The organism is Pseudoxanthomonas suwonensis (genome assembly GCF_000972865.1).
In the GTDB taxonomy this organism is placed as follows: domain Bacteria; phylum Pseudomonadota; class Gammaproteobacteria; order Xanthomonadales; family Xanthomonadaceae; genus Pseudoxanthomonas; species Pseudoxanthomonas suwonensis_B.
Genome location: NZ_CP011144.1, coordinates 2446576 through 2465417, shown reverse-complemented (window position 1 = coordinate 2465417; position 18842 = coordinate 2446576). Strand labels below are relative to the sequence as shown.

General features: G+C 71.4%; 16 protein-coding genes. 11 read left to right on the top strand and 5 right to left on the bottom strand.

The features are described from left to right. Positions 1 to 15: 15 nt before the first annotated feature. Entirely contained in the window at positions 16 to 2169 is a 2154-nt protein-coding gene (locus tag WQ53_RS10195) for an adenosylcobalamin-dependent ribonucleoside-diphosphate reductase (protein ID WP_052632065.1), read from the bottom strand. Positions 2170 to 2661: 492 nt separating this feature from the next. On the opposite strand from WQ53_RS10195, the gene WQ53_RS10190 reads away from it, so the two are divergent. From WQ53_RS10190 to WQ53_RS10160, 7 genes are all read left to right on the top strand, one after another. Next, a complete protein-coding gene (locus WQ53_RS10190) occupies positions 2662 to 4119 on the top strand; it encodes a Do family serine endopeptidase (protein WP_052632064.1) in 1458 nt (485 codons plus the stop codon). A 219-nt stretch (positions 4120 to 4338) separates the two neighbouring features. Continuing rightward, on the top strand, positions 4339 to 4698 hold the full coding sequence (locus WQ53_RS10185; RefSeq protein ID WP_052632063.1) for a hypothetical protein: 360 nt from the start codon (positions 4339 to 4341) through the stop codon (positions 4696 to 4698). Then, positions 4695 to 5243 (top strand): phage holin family protein, encoded by a 549-nt coding sequence (locus WQ53_RS10180; RefSeq protein ID WP_428992286.1) that lies wholly within the window; start codon positions 4695 to 4697, stop codon positions 5241 to 5243. The genes WQ53_RS10185 and WQ53_RS10180 overlap by 4 nt, the downstream gene beginning before the upstream one ends. Continuing rightward, a complete protein-coding gene (locus tag WQ53_RS10175) occupies positions 5240 to 5683 on the top strand; it encodes a hypothetical protein (RefSeq protein ID WP_052632061.1) in 444 nt (147 codons plus the stop codon). The genes WQ53_RS10180 and WQ53_RS10175 overlap by 4 nt, the downstream gene beginning before the upstream one ends. A 66-nt stretch (positions 5684 to 5749) precedes the next feature. Next, a complete protein-coding gene (locus tag WQ53_RS10170; protein ID WP_052632060.1) occupies positions 5750 to 6871 on the top strand; it encodes an AI-2E family transporter in 1122 nt (373 codons plus the stop codon). 730 nt (positions 6872 to 7601) lie between these two features. Continuing rightward, a complete protein-coding gene (locus WQ53_RS10165; RefSeq protein ID WP_052632059.1) occupies positions 7602 to 8342 on the top strand; it encodes an HAD family hydrolase in 741 nt (246 codons plus the stop codon). After that, positions 8339 to 9706: a leucyl aminopeptidase family protein gene (locus tag WQ53_RS10160; protein ID WP_052632058.1), complete on the top strand. Its 1368-nt coding sequence runs from the start codon at positions 8339 to 8341 to the stop codon at positions 9704 to 9706. The genes WQ53_RS10165 and WQ53_RS10160 overlap by 4 nt, the downstream gene beginning before the upstream one ends. A gap of 468 nt (positions 9707 to 10174) precedes the next feature. Here WQ53_RS10160 and WQ53_RS10155 read toward each other — a convergent pair whose 3' ends face one another. From WQ53_RS10155 to WQ53_RS10140, 4 genes are all read right to left on the bottom strand, one after another. Next, the gene (locus WQ53_RS10155; protein WP_052632057.1) at positions 10175 to 10777 is read right to left on the bottom strand and encodes a response regulator transcription factor; all 603 of its coding nucleotides are present in this window, start codon (positions 10775 to 10777) and stop codon (positions 10175 to 10177) included. A gap of 268 nt (positions 10778 to 11045) precedes the next feature. Next, positions 11046 to 12233, bottom strand: a complete 1188-nt coding sequence (locus WQ53_RS10150) for a sensor histidine kinase (protein ID WP_052632056.1) — start codon at positions 12231 to 12233, stop codon at positions 11046 to 11048. Between the two features lie 17 nt (positions 12234 to 12250). Further along, positions 12251 to 13006, bottom strand: a complete 756-nt coding sequence (locus tag WQ53_RS10145) for an ABC transporter permease (RefSeq protein ID WP_052632055.1) — start codon at positions 13004 to 13006, stop codon at positions 12251 to 12253. Continuing rightward, entirely contained in the window at positions 13006 to 13938 is a 933-nt protein-coding gene (locus WQ53_RS10140; protein WP_052632054.1) for an ABC transporter ATP-binding protein, read from the bottom strand. The genes WQ53_RS10145 and WQ53_RS10140 overlap by 1 nt, the downstream gene beginning before the upstream one ends. A gap of 284 nt (positions 13939 to 14222) precedes the next feature. On the opposite strand from WQ53_RS10140, the gene WQ53_RS10135 reads away from it, so the two are divergent. From WQ53_RS10135 to WQ53_RS10120, 4 genes are all read left to right on the top strand, one after another. After that, positions 14223 to 15467, top strand: a complete 1245-nt coding sequence (locus WQ53_RS10135; protein WP_052632053.1) for an efflux RND transporter periplasmic adaptor subunit — start codon at positions 14223 to 14225, stop codon at positions 15465 to 15467. A gap of 106 nt (positions 15468 to 15573) precedes the next feature. After that, positions 15574 to 16263 carry an ABC transporter ATP-binding protein gene (locus WQ53_RS10130; RefSeq protein ID WP_052632052.1) on the top strand — a complete coding sequence of 230 codons (690 nt, stop codon included), beginning with the start codon at positions 15574 to 15576 and terminating at the stop codon, positions 16261 to 16263. A gap of 12 nt (positions 16264 to 16275) precedes the next feature. Then, positions 16276 to 17433 carry an ABC transporter permease gene (locus WQ53_RS10125; RefSeq protein ID WP_052632051.1) on the top strand — a complete coding sequence of 386 codons (1158 nt, stop codon included), beginning with the start codon at positions 16276 to 16278 and terminating at the stop codon, positions 17431 to 17433. Between the two features lie 9 nt (positions 17434 to 17442). Then, positions 17443 to 18753 carry an ABC transporter permease gene (locus WQ53_RS10120; protein WP_052632050.1) on the top strand — a complete coding sequence of 437 codons (1311 nt, stop codon included), beginning with the start codon at positions 17443 to 17445 and terminating at the stop codon, positions 18751 to 18753. Positions 18754 to 18842: the final 89 nt, after the last annotated feature.

Below are 18842 nucleotides of genomic sequence, written 5' to 3'. Positions count from 1 at the left end.
CGGCCCTGGCAAGCGTCAGAACTTGCCGTAATAACCTTCTTTGAGCGCATCGAACAGGTTGGCGGCGGTATGGGTCTCGCCGTCGTACTCGATCTCCTCGTTGCCCTTGACCTCCAGCACCGAGCCGTCCTCCAGCTCGAAGCGGTAGGTGGTGTTCTCCAGGTCCTTCTCCTTGACCAGCACGCCCTGGAACGCGGCGGGGTTGAAGCGGAAGGTGGTGCAGCCCTTCAGCCCCTGCTCGTAGGCGTAGCGGTAGATGTCCTTGAAGTCCTCGTACGGGTAGTCCGTGGGCACGTTCGCGGTCTTGGAGATGGAGCTGTCCACCCACTTCTGCGCGGCGGCCTGCACGTCGACGTGCTCCTTGGGATGGATGTCGTCGGCGGAGATGAAGTAGTCCGGCAGCTGCGCGGCCGGGTCCTCGGCGAACGGCATCGCGCCGGGGTTGACCAGGTGTCGGTAGGCCAGCAGCTCGTAGCTGTAGACGTCCACCTTCTCCTTGGACTTCTTGCCCTCGCGGATGACATTGCGGCTGTAGTGGTGCGCGAACGACGGCTCGATGCCGTTGGAGGCGTTGTTGGCCAGCGACAGCGAGATGGTGCCGGTGGGCGCGATCGAGCTGTGGTGGGTGAAGCGGGCGCCGACCTCGGCCAGCTCGTCCACCAGTTCCGGGGCCACGCCGGCCACGCGCTGCATGTAGCGGCTGTAGCGGGCGTGCAGCACCTTGCCGGGAATCTCCTGGCCGACCTTCCAGCCGTCGGCGGCCATCTCCGGGCGCTGGCGCAGCATCTGCGCGGTGACGGTGAAGCGCTCCTCCATGATCGGGGCCGGGCCCTTCTCCTGGGCCAGCGACAGCGCCACTTCCCAGCCGGCCACGGCCATTTCGCGCGACACGCCCTCGGTGAACCCCAGGCTTTCCGGCGAGCCGTACTTCATCTTCAGCATGGTCAGGGTGCTGCCCAGGCCGAGGAAGCCCATGCCGTGGCGGCGCTTGCGCAGGATCTCCTCGCGCTGCTGGGCCAGCGGCAGGCCGTTGACCTCGACCACGTTGTCGAGCATGCGGGTGAACACGCGCACGACTTCCTTGTACTCCTCCCAGTCGAAGCGCGCCTTGTCGGTGAACGGGTCGCGCACGAACGTGGTCAGGTTGACCGAGCCCAGCAGGCAGGCGCCGTACGGCGGCAGCGGCTGCTCGCCGCAGGGGTTGGTGGCGCGGATGTTCTCGCACCACCAGTTGTTGTTCATCTCGTTGACCTTGTCGATCAGGATGAAGCCCGGCTCGGCGTAGTCGTACGTCGAGACCATGATCATGTCCCACAGGTGGCGGGCGCGGATGTGCCCGTACACCTTGCACGCGACCAGGCCGTCGTTGCGGACGATGTAGTTCTGGTGGGTCGGCCAGTCGCGCCAGACCACCTTGTCGGCGTCGGCCAGGTCGAAGTCGGCCTGCTCCTTGGCGCTGACCGGGAACACCAGCGGCCAGTCGGCGTCGTCGGCCACCGCCTGCATGAAGCCGTCGGTGATCAGCAGCGACAGGTTGAACTGGCGCAGGCGCCCGTCCTCGCGCTTGGCGCGGATGAAGTCCTTCACGTCCGGATGCGACACGTCGAACGTGCCCATCTGCGCGCCGCGGCGGCCGCCGGCGCTGGACACGGTGAAGCACATCTTGTCGTAGATATCCATGAAGGACATCGGCCCGGAGGTGTAGGCACCGGCGCCGGCCACGAACGCACCGCGCGGGCGCAGGGTGGAGAACTCGTAGCCGATGCCGCAGCCGGCCTTCAGGGTCAGGCCGGCCTCGTGGACCTTGTCCAGGATCCCGTCCATCGAGTCGGTGATGGTGCCCGAGACGGTGCAGTTGATCGTGCTGGTGGCCGGCTTGTGCTCCTGCGCGCCGGCGTTGGAGGTGATGCGGCCGGCCGGGATCGCGCCGCGGCGCAGCGCCCACAGGAAGCGCTCGTACCAGTACGCGCGCTTCTCGTCGGTCTGCTCGGCGTCGGCCAGGGCGCGGGCCACGCGCTGGTAGGTGCCGTCGATGTCCGCGTCCAGAGGCGCGCCCTGCTTGGTCTTCAGCCGGTACTTCTTGTCCCAGATGTCCTGGGAGGCCGGCTGAAGCGGGATCTCGCCGCTCTTCGTGTTGTCCTGGACCACTTCGAGGCGCACCGTGCTCATGCTGTGGGTTTCTCCTTACCGCACCTGTGATCTGCTTCCTGGGTGCCGGGGACGGAGCGGGGAACGGCAAGGCCGGCGGGTCGCGCTGGCGCGCGCCGCTCGCCGGGTCAGGCGGTAATGGTTCCGCGGCCGGGAAGGCCGCTGCCGACTGTGTTTTCCTGCCGCATCCGCTCGCCACCCCCCGGCGATTCGCCGCCGCGACGCCCTCCATGAAACATGTTCATGAAACACCATCGCTTGGGCCTGGATTCCGCCGCACCGCTATATCTAGTGGCGCAACAGGCCGTCACGCTACCCCCGGCTCCGGGGACTGTCAACTCTTGCGTGACCGCGCTCGCATTGTTCCCGGCAGGGCCGTCCGCCACCGCTGCAGGGGACGGGAACGTTGCCCCGCGAGGCTACTTCACCGACCGTTAAATCCAGGCGCAGCAGACTCGTTCAGCTTCATGAGAACGTCCCCCGCACCCACTTCCCGTTGAGGATCCCGGCTCGATGCGCCCCGCGAAGACCCTGCTCGCCCTGACCGCCGCCGCCGCGTTCGGCGGGTTCGCCGCCACCGCCGTGAGCGAGTTGCTCGAGAACCGGGCCGAGGCCGCGCCCGCCACGGGCGTGCCGGTCCCCGCTGCGCCGCCGCCGGCGGCCACCGCCGCCTCGCTGCCGTCCGCGGTCGACGGCCAGGCCATGCCCTCGCTGGCGCCGATGCTCAAGCGGGTGATGCCGGCGGTGGTCAGCGTCCACACCAAGCAGCGGGTGGCGGTGCGCAACCCGTTCTTCGACGACCCGGTGTTCCGGCGCATGTTCCCGCAGGTGCCGCAGGAGCGGATCAACGAGTCGCTGGGCTCGGGGGTGATCATCGACGCCGCCCGCGGCTACGTGCTCACCAACCACCACGTGATCGAAGGCGCCGACGACGTGTCGGTGACCCTGGCCGACGGGCGCACGCTCACCGCCGAGTTCCTGGGCTCGGACCGCGACACCGACGTGGCCCTGATCCGGATCCCGGCCGAGAACCTCACCGGCCTGCCGCTGGGCGACAGCAGCCGGCTGGAGGTGGGCGACTACGTGGTCGCCGTCGGCAACCCGTTCGGCCTCAACCAGACGGTGACCTCGGGCATCGTGTCCGCGGTCGGCCGCAGCGGCATCCGCGGCCTGGGCTACCAGAACTTCATCCAGACCGACGCCTCGATCAACCCGGGCAACTCCGGCGGCGCGCTGGTCAACCTGCGCGGCGAGCTGGTCGGGATCAACACCGCCAGCCTCAACCCGCGCGGCAGCATGGCCGGCAACATCGGCCTGGGCCTGGCCATCCCCTCCAACCTGGCGCGCGACGTGGTCCAGCAGCTGGTGACCACCGGCGAGGTCCGGCGCGGCACCCTGGGCATCGACACCCAGCGGCTGGACGCGCGCCTGGCGCGCAGCCTGGGCCTGGACGAGGGCCAGCAGGGCGCGCTGGTGACCCAGGTCTATCCCGGCTCGGGCGCGGCGGCGGCCGGGGTGCGTCCGGGCGACGTGATCGTCGGCGCCGGCGGCCAGCGCATCGCCGACCCGCTGGCGCTGCACAACTTCGAGGGCCTGCAGCCGGTCGGGGCCAGTGTGCCGCTGCAGGTGCTGCGCGACGGCCGCACCCAGTCGCTGACCGCGACCCTGCTCGAGCAGCCGCGCAGCCTGGACGGCGGCGCGATGGACCCGCGCCTGGCCGGCGCGCGCCTGGCCGAACTGCCCGAGGCCCAGCGCCAGGCCCGCGGCCGCGGCGGCGTGCTGGTCGAGGACGTGGCCGCCGGCAGCCGCGCCGCGCAGAACCAGCTGCGCCCGGGCGACGTGATCACCGCCACCAGCGCCGGCCCGGTGGACGATCTGACCGCGCTGCGCAGCGGCCTGGCGCGGCGGCCGCAGCAGTTGGTGCTGCAGGTCGATCGGGGTAACGTGCGGGGCAGGCTGTTGATGCAGTGATGTTTTTTTATCGTCATTCCCGCGCAGGCGGGAATCCAGTGTCTTTGCCGTCAACGGCTTGAAGTCGCTGGATCCCCGCCTACGCGGGGATGACGGCATCGTATGGGGACGACGGCACCGCACCGTCCTAACGGAACCTGCACCCGGCCCGTGGTTCCATGGCCCCCGTCGCGCCACACCGGCGTCGCCCCCCACCGCCCGTCCACGAGGAGAACCCCGATGACCCCGACCTCCACCGAGAACCTGAAGGACAACCTGAGCGAAGCCGGCTCGCACCTGAAGGCCGCCGCTGGCGCTGCCGGCGAGGCGATCCGCGGCGCGACCAGCGCCGCCGGCGACGAACTGCGCCTGGGCAAGGCCAACGTCAAGGCCGAACTGGCCGACAGCGCGCTGGCCGGGCTGGCCGCCGCAGAAGTCGGTGGCGACGCCGCGCGCGAGCAGGTGGACGCGCTGATGGACAAGGGCCGCGACCTGATCGACAGCGCCGCCGAACTGATCCGCGAGCGCCCGCTGGCCTCCTTCGGCGTGGCCTTCGCCGCCGGCTGGCTGGTCGCCGCGCTGACCCGCCGCGACCGCTGAGCGGACCCGGGCCCGACATGGCCGAGGGCGAGCGCCCCGAGGGACCGCCGCAGACCCCGGGCACGCCCGGCGGTGACGGCGCATCGCCGCCGCCGCTGGACGAGAGCATCCGCGCCATCGGCGAGGCCGGCCGTGCCTCGCTGGGCGCGACCGTCGACGCCGTGCGCGCCCTGCGCGGGCTGATCTCCGCCGACCTGGCCCTGGCCCGCAGCGCCGCCGGCCGCGGGCTGGCCTGGGCGGGGGCGGCTGTGGTGTTCGGCGCCACCGGCTGGCTGCTGGCCACCGCCGCCGGGGTGGCGCTGATGCAGCGCATGGGCCTGACCTGGCTGTCGGCGCTGAGCATCGCCGCGCTGTTCAACCTGGTCGTCACCGGCCTGGCCGCGTGGGGCGCGTCGCATTACTTCGATTACATGGGCCTGCACGCCACGCGGCGCCAGCTCAGCCGCCTGGGCCTGTTCGACGAGCACGGCCACGACGTGGACGACCCCGACGACGGCACGACCGCGGCCACGCCCTCCGCACCCGCAGGGGAGCCGCGCGCATGAGGTTCGAACTGCTGCGGCAACGGGTCGAGCGGGCCGAACGGCGGGTGGCTGCCTGCGGCGACCGCGCCGAAGCCCATCGCCACGAATTCGGCCAGGCCTGGCGCCGCGGCTGGACGCCGGGGCGGATCGTGGTCGCCGGGCTGGTGTCCGGCTTCCTGGTCGGCCGCGCCGAGCCGCTGTCGAAGATCGGAGGCAGCCGCTGGCTGCAGATGCTGAGCACGGTCTCGTCGATGGTCGCCTCGCTGCGCGCGGCGGCGGCCTCGGAGGAGGCCGGGCAGTCGGCCGACGTGGCCGCGCAGGAAGCGGCGGCCGCCAACCAGAACGTGGCCGCGGCCACCGGCCAGGCACCGGCAGCCGCGACGGCCCCGGCTGCGGCCGACCTGCCCCCGGCACGGGCGCCTTCGCCCGCCGAAGCGGCCACCGAGCTGTCGGAACGCTGACCCGCCCTTTCCTTCGCCCTCGCCGGCGCGTCCCGCCGGCCGTCCCGGCCGCCTCCGCCACGCCGCATGTCCGCCCCCCCGACTCCGCCGCCCGCCCCCGACCCGGCCGAACCGCTGCCGGTGCCGATCGACGCGCACCTGCCGCGGCCGCGGCCGCGCGCCTCGGTCGCCCTGCTGGTGCTGGCCACGCTGGCGGTCGGCTACACCCTGTGGGCGGCGCAGGCGGTGATCCTGCCGGTGCTGCTGGCCGCGTTCTTCGCCCTGATCGGCAATCCGCTGATCCGGTTGTTGCGGCGGCTGTATGTGCCGCGCTTCCTGGCCGCGCTGCTGGTGCTGTGCGCCGGCCTGGCCGGGACCACCGCGCTGGCGTTGCAGCTGGTCGAACCGGCCGCGGCGTGGGCCGAGCAGGCGCCGCGCGAGGCGCGCAAGCTCGGCCGCCAGCTGCAGGAGCTGACCCGGCCGATGCACGAGGCCAACCGCCTGGCCGAGGACATGGCCCGGGCCGCCGCCGGCGACGGCAACCGCAAGGTCGAGGTGGTGCGCACCCGGGTCGACGATCCGTACGCGGCGCTGGTCCGCACCCCGCGCCTGGCCGTGGCGGTACTGGCGGTGGCGCTGCTGACCTTCTTCTTCATGGTCTACGGCGAGAACCTGCAGCGGAATGCGATCGCGCTGCTGCCGGGGCGGGCGCAGAAGAAGTTCACGGTGGAGATCCTGCAATCGATCGAACGCGAGGTCTCTCGCTACGTGCTGACCATCAGCGTGATCAACGCGGTGGTCGGCCTGGCCTACGCCGGGATCCTGGTGCTGCTGCGCTTCCCGGTGCAGGAGGCGCTGCTGTGGGGCACGGCGGTGATGCTGCTCAACTACGCGCCGTACGTGGGGCCGCTGATCGGCATGTGCCTGATGCTGCTGGTGGGCTTCGTCGGCTTCGACGACACCTGGCATGCGCTGCTGCCGGCGGCGCTGTACCTGCTGCTGCATACGATCGAGGGGCAGCTGGTGACGCCGATCGTCCTTGGCCGGCGCATGGCGCTGTCGCCGCTGGTGCTGATCCTGGCGCTGATGTTGTTCGGCTGGTTGTGGGGAATGATCGGACTGCTGCTGGCGGTGCCACTGCTGGTGTGCGTGAAGCTGGTGCTGGGGCAGATCGAGGGGATGCAGGGGTGGGGGCGGTTGCTGGAGTGAGGAAAGCTGCTGCGGGTGGGTGACAGTAGTTCGTTGTCCGGCAGCCACAGCCCAACAGCAAGAGCAGGGCAGGGGTAGGAGAGTCGCTTCGGAAGGGGCCGTCGTGTCCAGGGGGTCTGGCGCATCGCTCCGCTGCGGCGTCCTGCCTCCGAGTCGCGACCGCAGCACATCCCTGTGCTGCTTGCGCCAGACCCCCTGGACACGACGGCCTCGGGTGGCTTGTAGGTCGTGGCTTCGATCGGACGATCAAAGCAACGGCACCCCTCCCCGGCCCTCCCTTCGCCTGCAGCGAAAGGGAGCGGGCAAAGCCACGATGGCGCTGCTTTTTGTAGGAGCGGGCATGACCGCGACCCGACGCCGTCGGCCCAGGCGACGCCCTCGTGATTCCGACGCCCGGGTCGCGGTCATGCCCGCTCCTACAAAAAGCTTTGCGCTGCTCATCGCCTGTGAACGGAGCCACGACGGCAAAGCTCCCGAAGACGTGGCGGGCCGGGGGTATTGCGGCAGTGGCCAGGGATGGCCACGTCGGCGAGTCGGCACATGGATGTGCCGCCGAGACGACCGCAATACCCCCGGCCCGCCACGGCTTCAGCCCGAAGCCGACGCACGCCCGGCGCTCTTGCCGTTGTCGTTGTCTTTGCCTTGTCCGTCGCCCGCGCCGCTGCCGCAAAGAGGGCCCGCCGGAGGCCTACGGCGGGCAAGCAGGCGCGCGGAGGCCTACAATGGCCCGGTGAGCTTTACGGTCCGCGCCATCACCCTCGATCTCGACGACACCCTGTGGCCGTTCGCGCCGATCGGCGCGCGCATCGACCAGGTGCTGCACGAGTGGATGCTCGAGCACAGCCCGGCCACCGCCGCGATGTACCCGGTGGCGGCGATGCGCGAACTGCGCGAGCGCTCCTTCCGCGACCACCCGCACCTGCACCACGACCTGTCGGCGTTGCGCCGGCTGACCCTGCGCGAGGCGCTGGAGAAAAGCAGCGCCTCCCTGGACCTGCTGGAACCGGCCTACGAGGCGTTCTACGCCGCGCGCAACCAGGTCGAGTACTACCCCGACGCGCTCGACGGCCTGGCCCGCATCGCGCGCCGCGTGCCGGTGGCGGCGCTGAGCAACGGCAACGCCGACCTGCAGCGGGTCGGCATCGCCCACCACTTCGCCTTCCAGTTGGGCGCGCGCGAGCACGGCGCGGCCAAGCCGGAGGCCAGCATCTTCCTGGCCGCCTGCTCGCGGCTGGACTGCGATCCGGGCCACGTGCTGCACGTGGGCGACCACGTCGAGATGGACGTGGCCGGCGCCGCGCGCGCCGGACTGCGCAGCTGCTGGATCAACCGCGAGGCCCGCGGCTGGGAACACGCCGAGATCGTGCCCGACCTGCAGTTCACCACCCTCACCGCGCTGGCCGACTGGCTGGACGCGAACCTCACCGACCGCGACTTCGCCCAAGACCACACGCGAGACCACGCCGCATGAACCACCAGTCCCACTACGCCGATACGGGCAGCCACGCGCTGCCGCTGCACCTGCTCGACCGCGACGGCTACGGCGCCTGGCGCTCGGCGCAGCCGGCGGCGGTGTCGGCGTGGCTGGACGCGCAGGAGTTCCAGCCCGCGCCGGGCTCGGTGGCGTTGCTGCCGGGCGAGGACGGCCTGCTCGGCGCGGTGGTCGGCATCGGCGATCCGCTCGATCCGTGCAGCTATGCACACGCGCCCACCGCGCTGCCGCCCGGCGCGTGGGTCCCGGCCGCCGAACTGCCGGCCGGGCAGCAGGCCGCGCTGCAGCTGGGCTGGGGCCTGGGCAGCTACCGCTTCGACCGCTACAAGAACCCGCCGCGCACGCCGGCACGGCTGCGCCTGGCGACGCTGGACGGCGAGGCGCTGGACCTGCTGCACGCCACCATGCGCGTGCGCGACTGGGTCAACACCCCGACCCAGGACATGGGTCCGCAGCAACTGGAGGCGATCGCACGCGAACTGGCGGCCGAACACGGCGCGCACATCGAGGTGGTCGCCGGCGAGTCGCTGCTGGCGCACAACTTCCCGGCGATCCACGCGGTCGGCCGCGCCTCGCACCGCGCGCCGCGGCTGATCGAACTGCGCTGGGGCGAGCAGACCCACCCGCACGTGGTGCTGGTCGGCAAGGGCGTGTGCTTCGATACCGGCGGCCTGGACATCAAGCCGGCCGACGGCATGCGCAACATGAAGAAGGACATGGGCGGCGCCGCGCACGCGCTGGCGCTGGCCGGGCTGGTGATGGCGCAGAAGCTGCCGGTGCGGCTGAGCGTGCTGGTGCCGGCAGTGGAGAACGCGATCGGGCCCGATGCGTTCCGTCCCGGCGAGGTGATCGCCACCCGCGCCGGGGTCAGCGTGGAGATCGACAATACCGACGCCGAGGGCCGGGTGGTCCTGTGCGACGCGCTGACCTACGCCGGCGAGCAGAAGCCGGCGCTGATCGTGGATTTCGCCACGCTCACCGGCGCGGCGCGGATCGCGCTGGGGCCGGACCTGCCGGCGCTGTTCGCCAACGACGATGCGCTGGCCGCCAGCTGGATCGCGGCCGGCGAGCAGACCCGCGACCCGGTGTGGCGCCTGCCGCTGTGGCGGCCGTACCTGCGCTACCTCACCAGCCATGTCGCCGACCTGGCCAACGCCGGCTCGCGCATGGCCGGCGCGGTCACCGCGGCGCTGTACCTGGAGCGCTTCGTGCCCGGCGGCACGCCGTGGGCGCACCTGGACACCTACGCCTGGAACGACAGCAGCCGCCCCGGCCGCCCGGTCGGCGGCGAAGCACTGGGCCTGCGCTCGGCCTGGGCGATGCTGAAGGCGCGCTACCTGTAAGCGCCGGGCTTGCCCGCGACCCGACGCCGTCGGCACAGGCGACGCCCTTGCAACTCCGACGCCCGTGTCGCCGTCATGCCGGCTCCTACAGAAGAGCGCGCGACGCTGCCGTTGTAGGAGCCGGGTTCAGCCGGCGACGCGACGACGCCGGCACAGGCGACGCCCTCGTGGTCCCGACGCCCGTGTCGCCGACTGAAGTCAGCTCCTACAGAAGAGCGGTCGCGTCGCGGCGGTTGTAGGAGCCGGGTTCAGCCGGCGACGCGACGACGCCGGCACAGGCGACGCCCTCGCGGTCCCGATGCCCGTGTCGCCGACTGAAGTCAGCTCCTACAGAGAGCGGCCGCGCGGTGGCTGTTGTAGGAGCCGGGTTCAGCCGGCGACCCGACGACGCCGGCACAGGCGACGCCCTCGTGGTTCCGACGCCCATGTCGCCGCCATGCCGGCCCTGCATGAAAAGCGGCGGCGCGGTCAGAGCAGGCCGCGCTGGCGGGCCAGTCGGTAGGCCTCGATCCGGTTGCCGGCACCGAGCTTGCCGATCGCCTCGGACAGGTAGTTGCGCACCGTGCCCTGCGAGAGGTTGAGCTGGGCGGCGATCTCACCCGAGGTGCGGCCCTCACCGGCCAGGCGCAGCACCTGGCGCTCGCGGTCGTTGAGCGGGTCGGCCTCGCTCCACGCCTCCACCGCCAGGTCCGGGTCGATCGCGCGGCCGCCGTGGCGGACCTTGCGCAGCGCCTCGGCCAGGCGCTCGGCCGGCGCGTCCTTGAGCAGGTAGCCGCACACGCCGGCCTCCAGCGCGCGGCGCAGGAAGCCGGCGCGGGCGAAGGTGGTGACGATCACCACCTTGACAGGCAGTTCGTGGCGGGCGATGCGCTGGGCCAGCTCCAGCCCGGTCAGGCCGGGCATCTCGATGTCGGTCACCAGGATGTCCGGCTGCAGGCGCTGCACTTCACGCCAGGCGCTCTCGCCGTCGGGCACCGCGCCGACGACCTCGATGTCCGGCTCCATCGCCAGCAGCGCGGCCAGCGCGCCGCGGACCATCGCCTGGTCTTCGGCCAGCAGGACGCGGATCATCGGTGGCGATGCATCATGGGCATGGCGCGACGTTAGCAAATGTCGCGGCGGCGGCGGCGGCTCTTCTGTAGGAGCGGGCATGACCGCGACACGGGCGTCGGAACCACGAGGGCGTCGCCTGTGTCGACGGCGTCAGGTCGCGGGCATAACCGCTCCTGCAACAGCCGCGCCGGCTCTTCCGCAGGAGCGGGCATGACCGCGACACCGGCTCCGGATTTACGGGAACGTCGCCTGTGCCGACGGCGTCGGGTCGCGGTCATGCCCGCTCCTACAACGACTTCGTGTGCGCGTCCTCGGGAATGACGGGCGATGCTTCCGTTCCATCCCAGTGCGGCAGTTCGGCCAGCAGGAGCGTGCCGCGGCGCGGGGCGGGCTCCACGCGCAGGCTGCCGCCCAGTGCCTGCAGGCGCTCGCGCATGCCTTCCAGGCCATTGCCTGGCCGGATCGCGCCGCCGCGGCCGTCATCCTCGATCCGCAGCTGCCAACGCTGCGCCACCCGGCGCAGCGACACCTGCACGTGGCGGGCGCGGGCGTGGCGGTGGATGTTGGTCACCGCCTCGCGCAGGCACAGGGCCAGCGCCGTTTCCTGCTCCGGCGGCAGCGCGGCCTCGTCCAGTTCCACCTGCAACGCCACGCCTTCGACCTCCAGCAGCACCCGCGCCGCGGCCAGCTCCGCCGCCAGTCCCGCGGCGCGGATGCCGGTGACCGCGCGCCGCACCTGGCCCAGCGCCTCGCGCGCGACCTGGCCCAGCTCGCCGATCTCACGCTGCGCGGCCTGCGGGTCGCGCTGCAGCAGCCTGCCGGCCAGGTCGGCCTTCAGCGCCACCAGAGACAGGGTGTGGCCGAGCAGGTCGTGCAGGTCGCGGCCGATGCGCTCGCGCTCGGCGGTCGCGGCCAGGCGCCGCACCTCGTCCTGCGAGAGCTTCAGGGCGATGTCCTTCTGCTCGTTGAGGCATTCGACGTGGACGATCGTGCCCACGATCATGGCCACCAGCGGCATCCACACGATCGCCTGCCACGGGTAGCCGATGGCCACCGCCCAGGCCATGAACACGGCCACCGCCACCGCCAGCCGCAGCACGTAGACGCCGAACGGGCGCGCGCCCGCGGTCGGGCGCAGCAGCACGCAGCCGAACACGAAGTAGCTCATGCCCGACGGGTACCAGGGCAGCAGCACCAGGGTCAGCGCGATCAGCCCCACCCCGTAGCGGTACATGCGGTGCTGCGGCTCGACGTAGGCCCTGAACCACAGCAGCAGGAACAGGGGGTACGACAGCAGGGTCAGCGCGAACCAGCGCGCGGTGTAGCCCGGCGGCGAGAACATCGGCGTGATCACCACCCAGACCGACCACATCAGGTGGATGGTGTCGGTCCACAGCGGCTTGCCGCGCCGCAGGGTCGTGGCCGCGGCCGAGTCGGGCGCGGGAGTGAACCAGCGGGCGAGCAATCCGGGCATGCGCTTCGGGTCCGCGGTCAGGAGGAGGCCAGCCGGCGGCGGGCCAGGAACAGGAACAGCACCGCGGTCGCCAGCAGCACCGCGGCCGGCAGCCACAGCGCGCCGGACTCCAGTCCGACCTGCGCCCGGGCGATCCGCGCCAGATGGTACGACGGCCACAGCGGCGCGACCGACCTGAACACCGCCGGCAGCATCGCCAGCGGGATGAACAGCCCCGACAGGAACGCCATCGGCAGGTACACCAGGTTGATCAGCGCCGGCGCGCCGCGGCCGCCGACCAGCGTGCCCAGCCACAGGCCCAGCGCGCTGAACGGCAGCACGCCCAGCAGGCCGACGCCGAACAGGCCCAGCCACTGCCCCGGCGCCAGGCGCACGCCGGCCACCGTCGCCGCCAGTACCGCCAGCAGCGCCAGGACGATCGCGGAGAACAGCATGGCCATGGCCACCTTGGCCAGCAGGTAGGCGCCCGGCGGCATCGGCTGGGCGCGCTTGAGCACCAGCAGGCCTTCCTCGCGGTCCAGCGCCACGGTCACGCCGAAGCCGAACAGGGCCATGCCCATGATCCCGAATATGCTGTAGCCGGCCAGCAGGTAGCGCGCCGCCTGCGGATCGCGGTTGCCGCCGAACACCTCGCCGAACAACAGGTAGAACAGCGGCGGGAACAGCAGCACCGGCAGCGAGAACGCCGGCGTGCGCCACAGGCGCACGAACTCGTAGCGCGCTTCCTGCAGGTAGGCGTTCCACGGGGTCGACGTGGCGGTGATGGCGTCCATCAGGCGGCCTCCTCTTCGGGCTGCGATTGTTCGCGGGCCTGCCCGGTAAGGGCCAGGAAAGCTTCGGCCAGGCCGGCGCGGCGCACTTCCAGCTCGGACAGCGACGGATCCTCGGCCAGCAGCCGTCGCACCACCGGCTCGGCCTGGGTGGCGACGATCTCCAGCCGTCCGTCGGCGGCGGCATGGGCGTCCTGTACGCCGGGCCAGGCGGCCACGAGCGCCGGCGCCAGCGACGACACGCAGCCGATCCGTCGCTGTGCCACCCGCGCGCGAATCTGCGCCACGCTGCCGCGCGCCACCTCGCGTCCCTGGTCGACCACCAGCACGCGGTCGGCCAGCGCCTCGGCTTCCTCCAGGTAGTGGGTGGTGAGCAGCACGCCGCAGCCCTGCGCGGCCAGCTCGCGGATCGCGCGCCACAGCCCCTGGCGCGCGTCGATGTCCAGGCCTGTGGTCGGTTCGTCCAGGAACAGCAGCCGCGGCCGCCCGCACAGCGCCATGGCGAATTGCACGCGCCGCTGCTGGCCGCCGGACAGCTGGCCGTAGCGGCGCGAGCGCAGGTCGGACAGGCCGGCCAGGGCCAGGCATTCGTCGACGCCGCGCGGATCGGGGTAGTAGCTGCGCGCCAGCGCGACCAGTTCGCGCACCTGCAGCGTGTCGGGGATGCCGGCGGTCTGCAGCATCACTCCGGTGCGGCGGCGCGCGGCCAGCGCGTGCGGCGGCAGGCCGAACAGTTCGGCGCGGCCGGCGTCGGGCGACTGCAGGCCCAGCAGCAGGCCGATGGCGGTGGTCTTGCCGGCGCCGTTGGGCCCGAGCAGGGCCAGCACCTGGCCGGCATGCAGTTCCAGGTCCAGTCGGTCGAGCGCGCAGGTGCGGCCGTAGTGCTTGCTGGCCTGCTGCAGGCGCGCCAGCGGCGCGCGGGGGGCGGTGTCCATGGCGGTCTCCCTCGGAGGGCGCCGCCAGTGTCGTGCGCATCCGCCGACGCCGGCAGTCGCCAGGCGCACGCCAAGCGCATGACAGCTGTCACTACGACGGCCCGCACCACGCCGGCAGGATGCGCCGGTGCCACGACGGCGTGTCGATGCACCGCCCGCCGCTTCGTCGCCAGGGGGCCGGCTCGGTCGCATGCGGCGGGCCGTCCGCCAGAAAGTGACTTCCGGCAACTGGCCGCCGTGTACCCTTGCCGCGGACACTGGAACCGGGACCCTACGAGAACGCAATGAACGCTTCCGCCGAACTGCTCAAGGAACTCCGACTGGAGCGCAGCAAGACCCCCGCCCCGCCGCCGCCATCGCGGCGCGGGCTGTGGATCGGGCTGGCCGTGGCCGCGGCGGTGGTGCTGGCCGTGCTGGCCTGGCTGCTGCTGGGCGGCGAGAAGGCGCCGGAAGTGCGCACCGCACCGGTGGTGGCCATCGCCTCCGGTGGCGGCGCCAGTGCTTCGGTACTGGACGCCAGCGGTTATGTCGTGGCCCGGCGCATGGCCACGGTCTCGGCCAAGGTCACCGGCCGGGTCAAGGAAGTGCTGATCGAGGAAGGCATGCGCGTGGAGGAAGGCCAGGTGCTGGCCCGACTGGACCCGATCGACGCCGACGCCCAGCGCACCCTGGCCACCTCGCAGGTCGCCGCCGCGCACAGCCAGGCCGACAGCGTCCGCGCACAGTTGGTCGACGCCGAGGCCAATGCCCGGCGTCTCGCCCAGCTCGTCGAGCAGAAACTGGTGTCGCGCGCCCAGTACGAACAGGCCGTGGCCCAGCGCGATGCGCTGCGTGCCCAGCTCTCCGCCGCCCAGCGCAACGCCCAGGTCGCCGGCGACCAGCTGCGCATCGCCGACCATGCCCTGGACAACACCATCGTCCGCGCGCCGTTCTCGGGCATCGTCACCGCCAAGGCCGCGCAGCCGGGCGAGATCGTCTCGCCGCTGGCCACCGGCGGCTTCACCCGCACCGGCATCGGCACCATCGTCGACATGGAGTCGCTGGAAGTGGAAGTGGAAGTCGGCGAGTCCTACATCGGCCGGGTGCAGCCGAGGATGCCGGTGGAGATCGTGCTCAACGCCTACCCGGACTGGCGCATCCCCGGCGAGGTGATCGCGATCATCCCGGCCGCCGACCGCGGCAAGGCCACGGTCAAGGTCCGCGTCGCGCTCAAGCAGAAGGACGCGCGGATCGTGCCGGACATGGGCGTGCGGGTCAGCTTCCTGGAATCGGCTCCCGAGCCGGGCGAGGACAAGCCGCAGGGCGTGCGCGTGCCGGCCGGGGCGATCGTCCAGCGCGACGGGGCCGAGGCCGCGTTCGTGCTCGGCGGCGAGGACGAGGTCGAGCAGCGCGCGGTCAAGACCGGCATCGCGATGGGCAAGGACCGCCAGGTGCTGTCGGGCCTGGCAGCCGGCGAGACCGTGGTGCTGGATCCGCCGGAAACGCTGGCCGATGGCGACCGTGTGCGCCTCGCCGGCGGTGCGAACTAAAAGTTGTCGTCGTCCCGGCGAGACGACGGCAGGAAGGGTGTTTAGTCCCTATCTCTATGTAAACCACCGCCTTCGCACGCGCGCAGGCCACGAAGAGGAACATGCGATGACGGCTCTGGTCACCCTCCGCAACATCACCAAGACCTACCAGCGCGGCCCCGAGCAGGTGCAGGTGCTGCATGGCATCGACCTGGATATCCCCAAGGGCGACTTCGTCGCGCTGATGGGCCCGTCCGGCTCCGGCAAGACCACCCTGCTGAACCTGATCGGCGGGCTGGACACGCCCACTGGTGGCGAGATCGAGATCGAGGGCGAGCGCATCGACCGGCTGTCGGCCGGGCAGCTGTCGACCTGGCGCAGCCACCACGTCGGCTTCGTGTTCCAGTTCTACAACCTGATGCCGATGCTCACCGCGCAGAAGAACGTGGAGCTGCCGCTGCTGCTGACCAAGCTCGGCGCGGCCGACCGCGCGCGCCGCGCGCAGATCGCGCTGACCCTGGTCGGCCTGGCCGACCGCCGCAGCCACCGCCCCAACGAACTGTCCGGCGGCCAGCAGCAGCGCGTGGCGATCGCCCGGGCGATCGTCTCCGACCCGACCTTCCTGATCTGCGACGAGCCCACCGGCGACCTCGACCGGCATTCGGCCGAGGAGATCCTCGACCTGCTGCAGATGCTCAACCGCGAGCACGGCAAGACCATCATCATGGTCACCCATGACCCGAAGGCCGCCGAGTACGCGACCCACACCATCCACCTGGACAAGGGCGAACTGGCCGACGCGCCGGTCGCGCACTGACCGGAGGCCGCGATGAAATACTTCTCGCTCGTCTGGGCGCAGCTGTTCCGCAGCAAGACGCGGACCCTGCTGACCCTGCTGTCGGTGGTCACCGCCTTCCTGCTGTTCGGCATGCTCGACTCGGTGCGGGTGGCGTTCAATTCCGGCGGAAGCGTCGACGGCGCCAACCGGCTGATCACCACTTCGCGCCTGTCGATCACCCAGAGCCTGCCGGTGCGCCTGCAGGAACAGATCCGCACCGTGCCCGGGGTCAGTGACGTGACCTACGCGATGTGGTTCGGCGGCATCTACCAGGACCCCAAGAACTTCTTCCCCAGCTTCTCGGTGGCGCCCAACTACTTCGACGTCTACTCCAATCTGCAGCTGCCGCCCGAGCAGCTCAGGGCGTTCCAGGACACCCGCACCGGCGCGGTGGTCGGCGAGACCCTGGCCAACGAGTTCGGCTGGAAGGTCGGCGACACCATCCCGCTGCAGGCCACCATCTTCCCGCGCCAGGGCAGCAACGACTGGCCGCTGGAACTGGTCGGCATCTTCCGCTCCAAGGACCGCACCGCCGCCAGCGGCGAGGAACGCCAGCTGATGATGAACTGGACGTACTTCGATGAGTCCAACGACTACATCAAGGGCCAGGTCAGCTGGTACACGGTGACGATGGAAAACCCGGCCCATGCCTCGCGCGTGGCCCAGGCCGTCGACGCGCTGTCGCTGAACTCGGACCGCGAGACCAAGACCCAGACCGAGTCGGCGTTCCAGCAGTCGTTCGCCAAGCAGTTCGCCGACATCGGCCTGATCGTCACCTCGATCATGGGCGCGGTGTTCTTCACCCTGCTGCTGCTGACCGGCAACACCATGGCCCAGGCGGTGCGCGAGCGCGTCCCGGAACTGGCGATCCTGAAGACGCTGGGCTTCAAGGACGGCACCGTGCTGGTGCTGGTGCTGGTCGAATCGGTGCTGCTGGTCGGCCTGGGCGGCGTACTCGGCATGGCGCTGGCGCGGGTGGTCCTGCCGGGGCTGGCGAGCAAGGCCCAGGGCATGCTGCCGGCGACCATCCCGCTGCAGACCTGGCTGCTGGGCGCCGTGCTGATCGTGCTGATCGGCCTGGTGGTGGGCGTGCTGCCGGCGCTGCGCGCCAAGCGGCTGAAGATCGTCGATGCGCTGGCCGGACGCTGAGGAGACACCATGAACAAGCAATGGATCTGGAACCTGGTCACGATCGTGCTGCTGGTCGCCGGCCTGGTCGCGTGGATCGCCCTGCCTTGGTACGGCGTGCTCGCCGTGGCGGTGCTGCTGGCGCTGTGGCTGCTGCTCACCCGCAGCGGCCGGCTGGCGCTGGCCGCCACCCACATCGGCATCGCCAGCCTGCCGCAGCGCTGGGGCGCCTCCTCGGTCATTATCGTGGGCATCGCCGGGGTGGTCGCGGTGCTGGTGGCGATGCTGTCGATGGGCCGCGGCTTCCAGGCGACGATGAACAACACCGGCGACGAGAACACCGCCATCGTGCTGCGCGGCGGATCGCAGGCCGAGACCAACTCGGTGATCATGCGCGACCAGGTGCCGCTGATCTCCAGCCTGCCCGGCATCGCCCGCGACGGCGAGGGCCGGCCGCTGGTCTCGCCGGAACTGTCGCAGGTGGTGAGCCTGGTGTCGCGCGAGGACGGCAGCGACGTCAATGCGCAGTTCCGAGGCGTGAGCGAACTTGGCTGGGCCGTGCACGACCGGGTCAAGATCGTGGAAGGCCGCCCGTATGGCAGCGGCCTGCGCGAGATCGTGGTCGGCCAGGGCGCACGCAAGCAGTTCCGCGACCTGGACGTGGGCAGCACGCTCAACCTCGGCAACCAGCAATGGCAGGTGGTGGGCGTGTTCGCCTCCGGCGACGTGCACGACTCGGAGATCTGGACCGACGCACAGACCCTGGCCACCACCTACAACCGCGGCGCCTGGCAGCTGGTCAGCGTGCGCACCGAGGGCAAGGCCGGCTTCGAGCAGTTCAAGGCGGCGATGGCGGCCGATCCGCGGCTGAAGCTGGACGTGGAGACCACCAAGGCCTACTACGCCAAGCAGAGCGGCCAGCTCAACCAGCTGCTGACCATCCTCGGCACGGTGATCGGCGCGATCATGGCGGTGGGCGCGGTGTTCGGCGCGCTCAACACCATGTACGCGGCGGTGGCCGGGCGGGCGCGCGAGATCGCGACGATGCGCGCGATCGGCTTCCGTGGCCTGCCGGTGGTGATGGCGGTGATGCTGGAGACGATGCTGCTGGCCCTGCTCGGCGGCGCGCTCGGTGGCGCGCTGGCCTGGCTGGTCTTCAACGGCTACAGCGCCTCGACCATGGGCAGCAATTTCAGCGCGGTGGTGTTCCAGTTCAAGGTCACGCCCGAGCTGCTGTGGACCGGGCTGAAGTGGGCGCTGGGCATCGGCCTGGTGGGCGGGCTGTTCCCGGCGCTGCGCGCGGCGCGGCTGCCGATCACCACGGCCCTGCGCGCGCTCTGACCCGGCGCGACCTGGGCGGCGGACAGTGCCGGCTCCCTGGACGGAGCCGGCACTGTCATCACATTGTCACCGCAGTGCGGTAGAAGCGG

Excerpts from the sequence above, each read along its gene's own strand:
- WQ53_RS10195 (WP_052632065.1), bottom strand. The coding sequence starts at position 2,169 with ATGAGCACGGTGCGCCTCGAAGTGGTCCAGGACAACACGAAGAGCGGC.
- WQ53_RS10190 (WP_052632064.1), top strand. The coding sequence starts at position 2,662 with ATGCGCCCCGCGAAGACCCTGCTCGCCCTGACCGCCGCCGCCGCGTTC.
- WQ53_RS10185 (WP_052632063.1), top strand. The coding sequence starts at position 4,339 with ATGACCCCGACCTCCACCGAGAACCTGAAGGACAACCTGAGCGAAGCC.
- WQ53_RS10175 (WP_052632061.1), top strand. The coding sequence starts at position 5,240 with ATGAGGTTCGAACTGCTGCGGCAACGGGTCGAGCGGGCCGAACGGCGG.
- WQ53_RS10170 (WP_052632060.1), top strand. The coding sequence starts at position 5,750 with ATGTCCGCCCCCCCGACTCCGCCGCCCGCCCCCGACCCGGCCGAACCG.
- WQ53_RS10160 (WP_052632058.1), top strand. The coding sequence starts at position 8,339 with ATGAACCACCAGTCCCACTACGCCGATACGGGCAGCCACGCGCTGCCG.
- WQ53_RS10155 (WP_052632057.1), bottom strand. The coding sequence starts at position 10,777 with ATGATCCGCGTCCTGCTGGCCGAAGACCAGGCGATGGTCCGCGGCGCG.
- WQ53_RS10150 (WP_052632056.1), bottom strand. The coding sequence starts at position 12,233 with ATGCCCGGATTGCTCGCCCGCTGGTTCACTCCCGCGCCCGACTCGGCC.
- WQ53_RS10145 (WP_052632055.1), bottom strand. The coding sequence starts at position 13,006 with ATGGACGCCATCACCGCCACGTCGACCCCGTGGAACGCCTACCTGCAG.
- WQ53_RS10140 (WP_052632054.1), bottom strand. The coding sequence starts at position 13,938 with ATGGACACCGCCCCCCGCGCGCCGCTGGCGCGCCTGCAGCAGGCCAGC.
- WQ53_RS10135 (WP_052632053.1), top strand. The coding sequence starts at position 14,223 with ATGAACGCTTCCGCCGAACTGCTCAAGGAACTCCGACTGGAGCGCAGC.
- WQ53_RS10130 (WP_052632052.1), top strand. The coding sequence starts at position 15,574 with ATGACGGCTCTGGTCACCCTCCGCAACATCACCAAGACCTACCAGCGC.
- WQ53_RS10125 (WP_052632051.1), top strand. The coding sequence starts at position 16,276 with ATGAAATACTTCTCGCTCGTCTGGGCGCAGCTGTTCCGCAGCAAGACG.
- WQ53_RS10120 (WP_052632050.1), top strand. The coding sequence starts at position 17,443 with ATGAACAAGCAATGGATCTGGAACCTGGTCACGATCGTGCTGCTGGTC.